Here is a 13,523-nt window from a genome sequence, read left to right on the forward strand (position 1 = left end):
GGCGCCGGGAGCCAAGACATGACAGAGTTCAAGCTGCCTGACATCGGCGAGGGCATCGTCGAGTGTGAGGTGATGGAATGGAAGATTGCCGAGGGTGATACCATCGCCGAAGACCAGCCTGTGGTCGAGGTGATGACGGACAAGGCGCTGGTGGAGATCACCGCCCCGGAGGCCGGCGTCGTTACCAGGCTGCACGTGGCGAAGGGTGAAATGGCGCGAGTCCATGCGCCCTTGTTTGCCTATCGTGGCGAGCATCAGGGCGGCGATGGGCAGGGCGAAGAGGCCCAGGCAGATAGCGAAGACAATACGCCGGAGCTGGCGGAGAGCGCCGCAGAGGCGCCTGTCCATAAGCAGGCAGAGCCAGTAGAACCGCCGTCGAGCTCCAGCGAAAAGGGCGGTGCGGGGCGACGGGTGGACTTTATTCTGCCCGATATCGGTGAGGGCATCGTCGAGTGCGAGATCGTCGAATGGCACGTGGCCCAGGGTGACGAGATCAGCGAAGACCAGCGGCTGGTCGATGTCATGACCGACAAGGCCATGGTCGAGATCACTGCGCCGGAAGATGGGGTCGTCGCCGAGCTGTATGTGGCCAAGGGCGAGATGGCCAAGGTCCATGCGCCGCTGTTTGCCTATCAGGTGGCGGGTGCCGCCGCCGCTGGTGAAACGCTGGCGGTCGAGGAGGCGTCGCCCCCTACCCCGACCCCGACCCCAAAGAGTGACTCTCCCGTGCACAAGGCTGCGTCCGAGGGGGGCAAGGGCCCCTACGGGCGCATCCCGGCGAGCCCGGCGGTACGCCGACTGATCCGAGAACACCAGCTGCGACTCGAGGACATTCCCGGCAGCGGTCGCCAGGGCCGCGTGTTGAAGGAAGACGTGCTGAGCTTTCTCGATGGCGCTCGACACAGCGGTGCCGTCTCCGCGGCCGATTCCGGGTCCGATTCCGGGGCCGAGTCAGCAGGGACGGGCTCTCTCGCCGGCACCGATGGAACAGCCCGCGACGAGGGAGAGGTGCGAGTGGAACCGCTGCGCGGGGTCCGGGCGGCCATGGCGCGCCAGATGGTGGCGGCGGCCAGCAGCGTGCCGCACTTCCAGTACGGTGAAGAGATCGACGTCACCGACCTGCTGGCCTTGCGCGGCCGGCTCAAGCCCCAGGCCGCAGCCAGGGACGTCAAGCTCACCCTGATGCCGTTTTTCATCAAGGCGCTGGCGTTGGCGATCGATGAACATCCCCTGGTCAATGCGCGTCTCAATGACGAGGCCACCGAAATCCACTATCCGCCCCACTGCAACGTGGGCATGGCGGTGGACGGCAAGGCCGGCCTGATGGTGCCCAATATCAAGGGCTGTGAGCGCCTGAGCCTGCTTGAGATCGCCGCCGAGGTGCAGCGTCTGACCGAGGCCGCGCGCGAGGGGCGGGTGGCTGCCAGCGACCTCAAGGGAGGTACGATCAGTATCTCCAACATCGGTGCCCTCGGCGGGACCTATGCCGCCCCCATCATCAATATCCCCGAGTCGGCGATCGTGGCCATCGGCAAGACCCAGTGGTTGCCACGCTTCGATGAGGCAGGGCAGGTCGTGCGGCGGGGCATCATGACGGTGACCTGGGCCGGTGATCATCGCTTGCTGGATGGCGGCACCATCGCGCGTTTCTGCAATGCCTGGAAAGGCTACCTCGAGGACCCTGAAAGCATGCTGCTTCACCTGTCCTGAACGGTTGTGACGGCGTGCGCCCGAGGCGCCGCCGTGGCATCGTGTATCGGTGGAGGATACCGCCATGCCCCAGGCCCCGTTGCAGCAGTTCTACATCCCGGAAGATCAGTCGATCTACCTGCTCAGCCAGGACGACGCGCGCAAGCTCAAGGAGTGGGTAGCGCTGTGTCGTACCCAGCTAGAGCAGCTGGGCTATCGGCGCATCGAACTGGTCGGCAAGGGCGCCTACGGTTTCGTATTTGCCGGGGTCAGTCCCGACCAGCGCCATCACGTCTTCAAGTTCAGCCGGGTCACGTTGCCGCAGCACCTGCAGGATCGCCTCGAGGAAGAGGCCTTCATGCTCGAGCAGGTGGTGCATCCCCGTGTGCCGGCGCTGGTCGCCTATCAGCGGGTGCGCCACCAGGCGATTCTGGTGATGGAGCGGGCCCCGGGGCTCAATCTGGAAGAGGTATCGCTGCGTCAGGGTCGGCTGTCACCGCGGCTGGTGGTGCGTATCGCCACCCAACTGGCCGATATCCTGCGTGAGCTCAGGCGTGAAACCACCCCCGCCGGCGCCCCGAGAAAGCCGGTGGTCCATGGCGACATCAAACCGTCGAATCTGGTCTTTGACGCCCGCGACGAAACGGTGGCGCTGATCGACTGGGGGTCGTCGGTATTTGCACAGCTCGACGCACGGCTGCAGTTCGTCACCGCCAACGTGATGGAGCTGATGTCCGACAATCTGCAGCAGACCAACGCCAGGCTCGGGGACGTCTATTTCATCGGCGAGGACCAGCTTGGGGGCGCGCTGTCATCACCGCGCTTCGACGAGCAGGGTGTCGCCGGGACCCTCTACGCGCTGGCCTCGGCGCAGTCCTGCCGTTTTGGACATCGCGCCATTCCCGCCACCTCGCTGGGTCTGCCGATGGAGTTTGCCAGGACCCTGGACGGGATGCTCGATCCCGACCCCGCGGTGCGGTTGAGGGCCGGCGACCACTTCATTACCGAAATGCCGCGCCTGGGACGGTTGGTGATGCTCGATCTGCCGCGGCCCCAGGAAGTGGCGCAGGTGCCGGTGTGGAGCCGTGCGCTGAGTCGCGAGATCGATACCGTGGTGTACAGCTCGCGCAAGGCATTTCTGAGGGAAGAGGGCGTGGAGGAGACGCTCAATGACGTCAACGATGTTCAGCTGGACCGCTACTATCGCAACTTCATGCAGGGCATGGGGGAGACCGAAAAGGCCTTTCTGGCCGCCGTCAGCCGGCTGGGCAAGTACCCGGTGGTCGGAGGATTGGCGGTGCGCTGGGAGGCCGATGGCGTCTATATCGACTCGTCATTGAATCTGCACGACGCAGGGCTCAAGCGAGCCTTCGTGGCGGCGGTCAACAACATGGTGACCCTGGCGCGGGCGATCCATCGGCGGGGTATCTTCAAGAGCTGCCTGTTCAATGCCCGCGATACCCTGCACCTGGAACGGACCAGTCCGGATCACCCCTTCGTGGTCGATCCGTCGCTGAAACTGTCCTATGAGGTCAGCGCGGTACCGGAACTGGAGGATCGTTCTCGTCTGCACAGCTATTTCGAGGACGGACCCGACCCTGAGGAGTTGCTGGTCCTGCCGGAGGCGATCATCACCTCGCTGCAGGCGCTCAATGATATCCACCACACCGGCATGATCATCTTCGAGGTGCTGCCGTCGCATCTCAAGATTCACCACCACTATCGGCTGCTCGACCCTTCAAGGGAGCAGGAATTCCATGACTGTCTCGAGGACATCGTCGATGCGGTGAAGCTGATCGAGGGACTGGGTATCTCCGGCTTCATGAAGATGCCCTACAAGGACACGCGGTTCTTTCCCCACGTGGCGCGTCAGCCGGAACGCTACTATCCTCGCGACCCCAGAGCGGCGCTGGCAAGAGCGATGTCCGAGCAGCCGGCCGGGGGGGAGTCAGAAGCGCTGCGAGAAGGTCTGCACCAGGCGCAGCGCTAGCCAGACGTTCGACGCGCTCTCGCTGTTGAGCCTCCCCGCGCGCTGTTCACCTTTCGATGATGGAGGGAGGAGGCGACGAGTCGTCAGGCGCCGAGCCCGCTTTCGCGCAGCAGTTGATCGATGGAGCGCTCCGCACGCTGGCTGCCGGCGCCCTCGTGGGCCAGCTCGGCTTCGAGGACCTCGGCGCCTTCGCTGACCAGACGTTCGATCAGTGCAGCCTTCGACAGGCCGGTCTTTTCGGCCAGGAAATCCAGGCGTGCCTCCAGGTCCCGCGAGAATCTGAGTAGATGGGGCATGGTATTCCTCCGGTGGCAACGCGTACGGCTATCAGATTTATGAAAAGTCTAGGTGTTACGGGTGACAGTCCGGTGACAATCCCGGGCCCTGTCCAGACGGTGCCCGCGCCCATCGAGGTTCAGGACCAGGCACGGTGCTCTTCCAAGTGTGCAGCTATCCGTCTGGCGCTGTCGCTCTCCCTTGGGGAGTAGCTCACTGCGCGCCGAGGCGGGAGTGTGGCCCTTCTTTGAGCGCAGGTGAGCGCAGGCCCACTGCCTTGCTCAAGCGTACGCGCCGTCATGGTGACTCAATCCAGGCCGCGCCGGGCCATCACTTCGGTGATGATCGGTACCGGCGTCATCAGATGGTCACGCATCATGCGCCGGGCCTTGCCGGCGTCCCGACTCAATACCGCCTCGGTCAGTGCCGCATGTTCGTCACGCTTGACCGCCAGGGCCTCGCTGGAAAACACCGTCTCGCGAAGCCACAGGTGGCGGTAGCGCTCGACCTGGTCGAACAGGGTCTCGCGCACCTGCATCAGGTGAGGCGAGTTGCAACCGGCCACGATGGCACTGTGGTAGGCCTTGTGGCGACTGTCCCAGATATCGAGCAGCTCCTCGGAGGAGCTGACGCTTTCGACCTTGGCCAGGGTGTGCGCGGTAGCGATGATATCGGCTTCCCAGCGATCGTCACCGCGTTGGATGGCCAACTCCAGCATCAGCCCCTCGAGCTGGGCGCGGGCATCGTACAGATCCTCGAGCTCCGCCAGCGACATGGGGGCCACCCGATAACCACGTTGACTGATGGCAACCACCAGGCGATCGGCAACCAGCTGGGACAGGGCTTCGCGCAGCGGCCCCACGCCAAGGTCGTAGCGTTCTTTCAGCCTTGCCATCAACAGCTTTTCGCCCGGGGCGAAGACGCCACGAATGATGTCCTGCTTGAGCCAGCGGTAAGCGCTGATGGCGAGGTTCTGCTTGGGTGAGTCTTCCATCTCGTGGCCCGTCCATGTATCACCGGGCCATCTTACCGCAATGCCGACAATGTCGATATTCTCCTAAGGCATCGGTCGGCACCCAGTTGTGTCGATGGCAGCAGGTGCGGCTTTCCTATCTACGGCACCGATGGCTCGAGGCGGGCCCTTTGACCCGCAAGAGCGACGCGGCTCCAGCCTCGCCTGGTGGTTGTCGGGCAGCTACCGGGCAGATACCGGGCAGATACCGGGCAGCTACCGGGCAGATACCGGGTATCGTCCGGCGAGGCGAGTCTGGTGAACCTCAGTCCCGGGTACGTCGAAGCTCCGTCCAGGCGGCATAGGTACTCAGGAACACGCGGCCGGTCAATTCATCGAGAAAGTCGGAATGCTTCAGCCGGTCCATCACCGGCCCCTTGACCTCGGCCAGGTGAAGGGTGACGCGAGAGTCCTTCAGACGGGCGTTGATCGCGTCCAGGCTTTCCAGCGCCGAGGCGTCGATCAGATTCACCGCAGAGCAGATAAGTACCACGTCGCTCAGCTCGGGGCGCTGGGCCACCAGGGTATAGAGGGTGTCCTCGAGGTAGCGGGCGTTGGCAAAATAGAGGCTTTCGTCGACCCGGAACAGGGCGAGATGGCTGACGGTCTCGACCTGATGCCGGGTGATCGAGCGGAAGTGCTCGCTGCCAGGGATGCGACCGACGATGGCGCTGTGGGGGCGACTGGTACGGTACAGGAAAAGCGCAATCGAGAGACCTACCCCGGCGATGATGCCGGCTTCGACGCCCTCCACCAGCGTCAGCAGCATGGTCACCGCCAGGGCCGAGAAGTCGCTGCGGGAGTAGCGCCAGGTCTGGCGAATCAGCGGGATATCCACCAGCGTCAGTATGGCCACGGTGATGGTGGCGGCGAGGGTGGCGATCGGAAGATGTTCCAGCAGGGGAGTGAGCGCCAGTGTCACCACGCCGATACCGATGGCGGCAAACAGACCGGCCATGGGGGTGCGTGCACCAGACTGCTGATTGATCACGGTGCGTGACAGTCCACCGGTGACCGGCATGCCGGCGGTGACAGCAGCGGCCAGGTTGGCGCCGCCGAGTCCGATCAACTCCTGATTGGGGGAGACGCGCTCGCGGCGCTTTGCTGCCAGCATCTGGGCCATCGAGATGGACTCGACAAAGCCCACCACACTGATCAACAGCGCCGGCACCAGCAGCGCGTGCCACAGGCCCAGCTCGAATGCCGGCAGACCGAAGGCTGGCAGGCCGGCGGGGATCTGCCCCACGGTCGCAACCCCCCTGGAGGCAAGATCCCATCGCCAGCTGATCAGCGTGGTGACGACCACCGCCGCCACGGGACCTGCGCGTACCAGCATGCTGGCAGGCCCTCTGGGCAGGCCCAGTGCCGTCAGAGCGTGTTGACCATAGCGGCGGGTCGCCCACAGGAAAAGCAGGGTCGAGGCGCCCATCGCCAGGGTCATCAGGTTGGTCTGGTCGAGGTGGGATAGCTGGCTGTAGATCAGTGCCAGGGCGGTATAGCCACCGGCCTCGATGCCCAGCAGGTGAGATAGCTGACTGATGGCGATCAGCAGCCCCGAGGCTGAGAGAAAGCCACCGATGACCGGGTGGCTGAGAAAGTTGGCGAAAAAGCCCAGGCGCAGCATGCCCATGGCGGTCAGCATCAGTCCCGACAGCAGTGCCAGCACCAGCGCCGCCTCGACGTACGCGGCGCTACCGGGAGTGGCCACCTTGGACAGAGCGGCGCCAGTCATCAGAGCGATGATCGCCACCGGGCCCACCGCCAGCGACCGGCTGGTGCCCAGCATGGCGTAGACCACCGCCGGTAGCAGACTGGCATAGAGTCCGACCACGGCAGGCAGACCCGCCAGAATGGCGTAGGCCAGCGATTGGGGGATCACCATGACGGTGACGATGATACCCGCCAGCAGATCGCCCCCCAGCAGGCGCGGCGTATAGTGTGGCAACCAGGCAAGAATCGGGAGGTAACGCTTGATCATGGAAATACCGACGTCCTAGTCAGGGTATTGGGGGGCCTGGCGCAGGCGCTTGCCGAGAAACCTCTAGCCTAGCCGAAAGCGCTGAGCGAGTAGAGTCTTGTCAGCGCAGGCTCCTGGTACGCTGCATGAAACTCAGGTCCAGATGACGTTTCAGGCGGCTGGCCAGGCGTCCGCCCCACCAGGCGTTCCCGTAGAGCGCCAGGGCTTCGCCGTGGCCGAGATTGACGATGGACAAGGCCCGCGCAGGCGGGCGGTAAGAGGTCAGTGACGTCTGCGGGTCCAGCGATGCGATCAGGTTCCGGGCCAGTACGGGACCCTGACGAACCCCGTGGACGCCCAGCCGTGGCAAGGGATGGTCGATCAGTGCAGCACAGTCCCCGCTGGCAAAGACGCCGTCGGTCCCCTGGACCTTCAGCGACGGGTCGATGGCTATGCCGCGACCATCGATCGTCGGCAGGCCGAACTTCTCGAGTCCTCGCGGAGGACCCAGCCCAGTGGCGTCGACGATGTCGGACGCCGGCAGATGTCGGTCATGGTGGCTGTCGACGACAAGGATTCCGCGACGCTCCAGGGCTGCCAACAGGTAGCGTCGGGCTCGCGCGGGCGCTTCTGGCAAGGGGCCCGAGCCGCGATGTCGCAGGCGAATGGTCAGAGCACCAGCGGCGAGCTGGTGGTGGCGGCCGAGTGCTTCGATGGCGCAGGCGATCTCGACCCCGCTGGCGCCGGCACCGAGAATCTCGACGCTCACCGACTGTCGGCGCTGAAACCGACGCTCGAGGCTGCGCCGCAGCCGCACCAGATGGGGGATGGGCTTGATCTGCCAGTGTGTCTGCTTGTCGCCTGGTAGCGAGGCTGCGCTATCGCCGCTGGCTTCATCATCGCTCGACCGCAACACAGGAGCAGAGCCCAGATTCAGCCCCAGTCGATCAAACGCCAGAGAGGTCCCGTTGGACAGCAGCGCCTGGCGCACGTCGGTGTTCAGCCCACAAAGACGCGCCCTGACCAGTGCAACCCCTCGCCCAAGACAGAGCGTCGCAGGATCGATCCTGTCGGTCGCAGGTGAATGGTCGCCGGCCAGCACGCCGCTGGCCAGGCCCGAGTACCAGAAGGCGCCGGGATCGACCAGGGTGACATCGAAGCGCGACAGCAAGGAGCTCTGGTGCAGCAGATGCAGATGGGCGTGGCCTGCCCCGATCAGCAGCAGCCGTGGCTTGCTGCCGATAGCGGTAGGGCGGGATCGCGCGGTGGTCGAGGACATGGGCGGCCGTCATCCTGAAAGCGAGTAGCGATCATCCCGGCTGACATGCGCGAGGTCAAAGTCGGTGCGCGCTGGACCTAACCCTATCTTCAGTCCATCGCTACCTCCAAAGGGAGCGCGAGGGGAGCATCGGCGACTTCTAGGCTTCATCTACGGGGCGAGACAGCACTTGATCGAACGTCGCCAGCAGACGCTCCCGTGGGAGCCTTACTCATGCACATCCTGCTCGGGCCGTGTCCTCTCCCGTGGTTGAGGTCACTGCTACTGGTGAGACTCAGGAGACTTGTGCCGACCACCCTTGGCCTGCTGGCCATGGTCGCTTCTGCGATGCTATCGGGTGATGAACTGGACGAGTCGCAGGGTGCTTCACTGACACTGTTGACCTCTTACCACCAGGGGTACCGGTGGAATGACGATGTGGTCAGCAGTGTCGAGGCGCGTTTTCGTCACGAAGCCAGCGCAGACCGACAACTGCTGGTGGAGTATGTCGATGCGCTGCGCCTGGCGCGGCCGCTGGCCCATGAGGCCCTGCTCCAGCGATTGACCGCCAGCACCTTGAATGAAAGCGGCAGTCTGATCATTGCCGATGACCCCGCCATGGCCTTCTATCTGGAGTATCGTGACGAGCTCCCCTGGCCGCGCAAGGTGGTGGCACTGGGACTCAATGATGACCGCTTCAGGGAGCAGGCCCAGGCGCTTGGAGTGAAACTGCTCAAGTCCTACCCGGTCATGGCGCAGTCGCTCAATATGCTGGTGGAAACCTTTGGCTCACCGGTGCCTTTGATGCTGCTGGCCGAAGACTCCGAACACGCCTTCAATGTCGTCGATGACATGGTGGAGGTGATCGGCAGTGTCGCCGATGTGACCCTGGTCGATGTGGTCACTGGCTGGACCCCGGAGGAGGTGATCGAGCGATTGTCGCGAAGTCCCCCGGGAACTCGACTGTACATGCAAGGGGGGCAGGACTCCGGTTGGTCCGAAGGGGCAGGAAGCACTGCCCATCGACTGGAAGCGCTGGCCGCCCAAGGCTATCCGGTGTTCTGCCATTTCGAATTCCAGATGGCGATAGGCTGTGCCGGCGGGGCGATTCTCGATGTCGACTTCCTTGCCCACGCCGCCGTGGAACTGGCGCTGACGCCAGCCTTTGACCTGGTACCGGCCAGTTCCTCGGTGATGGCCCAGCGTCACCTGATCGATGCCCGCTGGTACCGTCTGTTCGAGGGCCATGACAACCTCCCGTTCCAGTGGATCGGCGTTCGCGGGCGGCTGGAGCAGGTCGCGCGGGAGTATCGTCAGGCGTTGTACGGGGTGTCGGTGGTGGCGGTTGGCTCGCTGCTGGGCGTGGGGGCCTTGCTGGTGGCGCGCAACAGGTCACGACGTCTTCGTCGCAAGTTGATGGTCGATCAGCGCTTTGGTCTGCCTACCAGGCTGGCGTTGGTAAGCGACTATCGAGGCAGTCGATGCGAGGAGGTGGAGTGGCTGTTTGTGCTGGTCTCACCCGAACTCAGGAGCTATCGCAGGCGCTTTGGCAGCGGCAGTCTGGAGGGTCTTCTACGGATCAGTATCGATGTCTTCAAGGCGCACCTCCCCAAGGGCTGGCGGCTGTATCTGGGGGGCGAAGAGCAGCTGATTGGCATGGTCCCTGCCCAGGCCCACGGACCCGACGTGGAATCCCAGCTCGATAGCTACCTGGCCCTGGTGGGGCAGTTTCAGCAACGCGACAGCGCACGGGTCCTGCGCTGGCATGCCAGTGTGGTGGTGGTGCCCGGACACTCCACGGACCTGAGCAACTGTCTGGCTTCGCTGGAAGAGGGGGTGCAGCGGCTGGAAAGCGAAGGTTGGGTACGTCCGGTGCTCAGGGTGACCGCGGCGGGTCCCTATCACGAGACTCAGCTGCGTTGGCTGTGCCGGCAGGTCAGTCTGCTGATCGAGAATCCCGGCAATCAATGGCGTCTGGTGGCCCAACCCAAGATGGCGCCCTCGAGCAGAACCCTGGTCGGTGCCGAGGTGTTGATCCGCTGGTGTCATCCCGACGCGGGCAATATTCCGCCGCCGGAGTTTCTTCCGGTCATTCTGATGCTCGGCCTGGCGGAGCGTTTCGACCGTTGGGTGATCGGCCGCACCCTGGATTGGTTGTTGGAACTGCGAGGCGCGGACTGGCTCGGTACCGTCTCGGTCAATGTCCACCTTTCGACGCTCGTGGCCGATGACTTCCCCGATTTCATGGTGACTGAACTGGCGCGACGTCGGCTGCCTCCGCGCTGCCTGGCACTCGAACTGGTGGAGCACGAGCATGTCGATGACGTCGAGCGGGTTCAGCGACAGATGAGGCGGCTCCACGAACGCGGTATTGGCGTCGCCCTGGACGACTTCGGTAGCGGCTACACGGCCTTCAACCTGCTTCAGCGCCTGCCCCTGGCGGCGATCAAGCTGGATTATTCATTACTTCACGCCGCGCGGCGTTTCGATCAGGCGCGTCAGGCGTATGCGGCGCTGGTGGGACTCTGCCATCGCATGGAACTGACGGTGGTGGCGGAAGGCGTCGAGACCGTCGAGGACGCAAGTTGGCTGATCACCCTGGGGGTCCAGGAAGGGCAGGGCTACTTCTTCGCGCCACCGATGGAGCTGGAGGATCTGGTCGCGGTCTATGGCGAGAAGCCAGCGGGCCCGATGCCGACGACGGTACTGCGTCAGGTGGGCACTCGGCGCTGCTGACGCAGGCTCGACCAGGAGTAGAGCGCCAGCGCGATCCAGATTAGCACGAAGGTAGTAAGCTGCTCGACCGCCAGGGGCTCGTTGAACACCCACAACGCAATCAGAAACTGCAGCGTCGGATTGATGTACATCAGAAATCCCAGAGTACCGAGGGTCAGCCGGCGCGCAGCGCCGGCAAAGGCCAGCAGCGGCAGGGCGGTCAGCACCCCGGAGGCCATCAGCAGCGCGGCGCTGTAGGGGGCGGTGAAGAATAGCGCCCCATCGAAGTGGCTGACCGGCAGCTGTTGTATCAGCAGCAGCGCCAGTGGAAGGAGCAGCAGCGTTTCGATGAACAGGCCCGACAGCCCGTCCAGCGCAAGCTGCTTGCGCAGCAGTCCGTAAGTGCCGAAGGACACCGCCAGGCACAGGCTCAGCCAGGGCAAGGTGCCCAACTGGAACAGCTGCAGCACGATGGCACCGAGGGCAAGGCCAATCGCCAGGCGCTGCGTCGGCGCGACGCGTTCCTTGAGCACCACCACGCCCAGTGCCACGTTGACCAGCGGTGTCATGAAATATCCCAGGCTCGCCTGCAGCACCCGATGAGTCTCTACCGAGTAGATATAAAGGCCCCAGTTGGCGCCGATGAGCAGAGCGCAGGCGAGCGCCGGCAGCAGTTGTCGAGGTGCCTGGCGAATATTGGCGATGACCGACCAGCGCTTGAGCAGACTGATGACCAGTGCCAGAAACAGGCACGACCAGATGACACGATGGGCGAGTATCTCGAGTGCACCTACGCCGTCGAACAATGCGAAGAAAAGGGGGAATCCACCCCAGGTGCCGTAAGCCAGCAGCGCAAAGGCGACGCCCTGGGCCGAGGGAGTGGAGAGTCCTTTCATGCCGCGAATTCCCGTTCAGAGTTGGTGTCGACGTTGGTATCGATGTTGGTAGCGAAGGTTGAGCTGATCGCCGCGTCGCGTCAGGCCGGATGACGGTGGGGTTTGCCGGGGCCTGGGGCATTCGACCGTTGCCACCTGCTGCGACAAGGCGCTGTGTCGTTTAGGCTAGGGGGACGACGTCAATTGATGAGACTACCATGACACAGCTGCGTACGACGCTTGTCCAGTGCAACCTTCACTGGGAAGATCCCGAGTCCAACTGCCGGATGCTGGAGGACAGCCTGGCGGACCTGGGCGCCAACGATACCGACCTGATCGTGCTGCCGGAAATGTTCGCCACCGGGTTCACCATGAACTCACGCGAGATGGCCCAGCCCATGGCGGACAGCAGCGTGGTGGCATGGCTTGTGGATCAGGCTCGCCAACGAGGCTGCGTGGTCACCGGCAGCGTTGCCATCGAGGAGCAGGGCGAGTACTTCAACCGCCTGGTCTGGGCGCGACCGGACGGCGACATCAGCTGGTACGACAAGCGCCATCTCTTCCGCATGGCAGGCGAGCATGAACGCTACGACATGGGTCGTGAGCGCGTGATCGTCGAGCTCAATGGCTTCCGCATCCTGCTGAGCGTCTGCTACGACCTGCGATTTCCGGTATGGCTGCGTCAACGCCAGAACCCATCGACCCACTTCGAATATGACGCCCTTCTATGTGTTGCCAACTGGCCGGCGCCGAGGCGCCACCCCTGGCGCACACTGCTGCAGGCGCGTGCCATCGAGAACCTGGCCCCTGTGATCGGTGTCAACCGCGTCGGTGAGGACGCCAAGGGCCTCGCCTACTCGGGTGACTCCATGTTGATCGATGCCAAGGGTGAGGCGCTGATCGACGAGGCGCGTGATGAGCCCTTTGTCAAGACCGGTGTGCTCGACCGCGACGAATTGGCGGCATTCCGGGAGAAGTTCCCGGCATGGCAGGATGCCGATGCCTTTCAACTCGCCGATGACGAGGCCAACTGATGCGTCTGGACCGCTTTCTCAGCGAGACCACCGACCTGACGCGTAGCCTGGCCAAGCGGGCCCTGGTGCGCGGGGAGGTAACGGTCAACGGCGAGCTTGAAAAGAAGGCTGCGCGACATGTGGCGAGTGATGACGAGGTGCGCTGGGAGGGACGACTTCTTGAGCTGGTTGGACTTCGTTACATCATGCTGCACAAGCCCGTCGGGGTGGAGTGCACGGCCAGACGGGGACTCTACCCGCGGGCGGTTGACCTGATCGATCTGCCCAAGGCCGAGCGTCTGCAGCCGGTAGGGCGGCTGGACGTCGACACCACTGGCTTGCTGTTGTTGAGCGACGATGGCCAGTGGTCCCACCGCATCACCTCGCCTCGCCATCGCAGCGCCAAGATATACCAGGCCCTGCTGGCACGGGACCTGGACGACCCTGACGAGGCCGTCGCACGTTTTGCCGAGGGCATCATGCTGGAGGGCGAGGAGACCCCGACGCGTCCCGCTACCCTGACCTGTCACGGGCCGAGGGAGGTCGAACTCGCCATCGTCGAAGGGCGTTATCATCAGGTCCGTCGCATGTTCGCCGCCATCGGCAACCATGTCGAAACGCTGCATCGCCACACGATCGGACCCTTGACACTGGATGCGTCACTCGAACCCGGCCAATGGCGCGAATTGACAGCCGAGGAACGCGAGCTGTTTTAACAGCGCTGGTTTGGATTGCAGC

The 13,523-nt window shown here is 64.0% G+C and carries 10 protein-coding genes; 5 read left to right on the plus strand and 5 right to left on the minus strand.

The annotated features are described in order from the left end of the window. Positions 1-18: 18 nt before the first annotated feature. Positions 19-1,710, plus strand: coding sequence for a dihydrolipoyllysine-residue acetyltransferase (locus C6W88_RS17335; RefSeq protein ID WP_108133377.1), 1,692 nt, complete (start codon positions 19-21; stop codon positions 1,708-1,710). 64 nt (positions 1,711-1,774) lie between these two features. Further along, positions 1,775-3,679, plus strand: coding sequence for a protein kinase domain-containing protein (locus C6W88_RS17340; RefSeq protein WP_108133378.1), 1,905 nt, complete (start codon positions 1,775-1,777; stop codon positions 3,677-3,679). A gap of 83 nt (positions 3,680-3,762) precedes the next feature. Here the strand turns inward: C6W88_RS17340 and C6W88_RS17345 are convergent, their stop codons facing one another. The 4 genes from C6W88_RS17345 to C6W88_RS17360 form a co-directional block, all read right to left on the minus strand. After that, positions 3,763-3,975 carry a YlcI/YnfO family protein gene (locus tag C6W88_RS17345; RefSeq protein WP_045993734.1) on the minus strand — a complete coding sequence of 71 codons (213 nt, stop codon included), beginning with the start codon at positions 3,973-3,975 and terminating at the stop codon, positions 3,763-3,765. Positions 3,976-4,262: 287 nt separating this feature from the next. Next, positions 4,263-4,949, minus strand: a complete 687-nt coding sequence (gene csiR / locus C6W88_RS17350) for a DNA-binding transcriptional regulator CsiR (RefSeq protein ID WP_045993733.1) — start codon at positions 4,947-4,949, stop codon at positions 4,263-4,265. A gap of 283 nt (positions 4,950-5,232) precedes the next feature. Beyond that, the gene (locus C6W88_RS17355) at positions 5,233-6,945 is read right to left on the minus strand and encodes a SulP family inorganic anion transporter (RefSeq protein ID WP_108133379.1); all 1,713 of its coding nucleotides are present in this window, start codon (positions 6,943-6,945) and stop codon (positions 5,233-5,235) included. A 100-nt stretch (positions 6,946-7,045) separates the two neighbouring features. Then, positions 7,046-8,203 (minus strand): NAD(P)/FAD-dependent oxidoreductase, encoded by a 1,158-nt coding sequence (locus C6W88_RS17360; RefSeq protein WP_108133380.1) that lies wholly within the window; start codon positions 8,201-8,203, stop codon positions 7,046-7,048. Positions 8,204-8,488: 285 nt separating this feature from the next. Here C6W88_RS17360 and C6W88_RS17365 point away from each other — a divergent pair, with 285 nt between their 5' ends. Then, positions 8,489-10,918 (plus strand): EAL domain-containing protein, encoded by a 2,430-nt coding sequence (locus C6W88_RS17365; RefSeq protein ID WP_181248661.1) that lies wholly within the window; start codon positions 8,489-8,491, stop codon positions 10,916-10,918. Here the strand turns inward: C6W88_RS17365 and rarD are convergent. Beyond that, the gene (gene rarD, locus C6W88_RS17370) at positions 10,894-11,793 is read right to left on the minus strand and encodes an EamA family transporter RarD (RefSeq protein WP_045993729.1); all 900 of its coding nucleotides are present in this window, start codon (positions 11,791-11,793) and stop codon (positions 10,894-10,896) included. The genes C6W88_RS17365 and rarD overlap by 25 nt on opposite strands. Before the next feature lie 197 nt (positions 11,794-11,990). Between rarD and C6W88_RS17375 the strand changes: the two genes are divergently transcribed. Together C6W88_RS17375 and C6W88_RS17380 are read left to right on the plus strand one after the other, a co-directional pair. Beyond that, the gene (locus C6W88_RS17375; RefSeq protein ID WP_108133382.1) at positions 11,991-12,806 is read left to right on the plus strand and encodes an amidohydrolase; all 816 of its coding nucleotides are present in this window, start codon (positions 11,991-11,993) and stop codon (positions 12,804-12,806) included. Next, positions 12,806-13,501: a pseudouridine synthase gene (locus C6W88_RS17380; RefSeq protein ID WP_045993727.1), complete on the plus strand. Its 696-nt coding sequence runs from the start codon at positions 12,806-12,808 to the stop codon at positions 13,499-13,501. Before C6W88_RS17375 ends, C6W88_RS17380 begins: the two co-directional genes overlap by 1 nt. Positions 13,502-13,523: the final 22 nt, after the last annotated feature.

Source organism: Halomonas litopenaei (genome assembly GCF_003045775.1).
GTDB classification, from domain to species: domain Bacteria; phylum Pseudomonadota; class Gammaproteobacteria; order Pseudomonadales; family Halomonadaceae; genus Halomonas; species Halomonas litopenaei.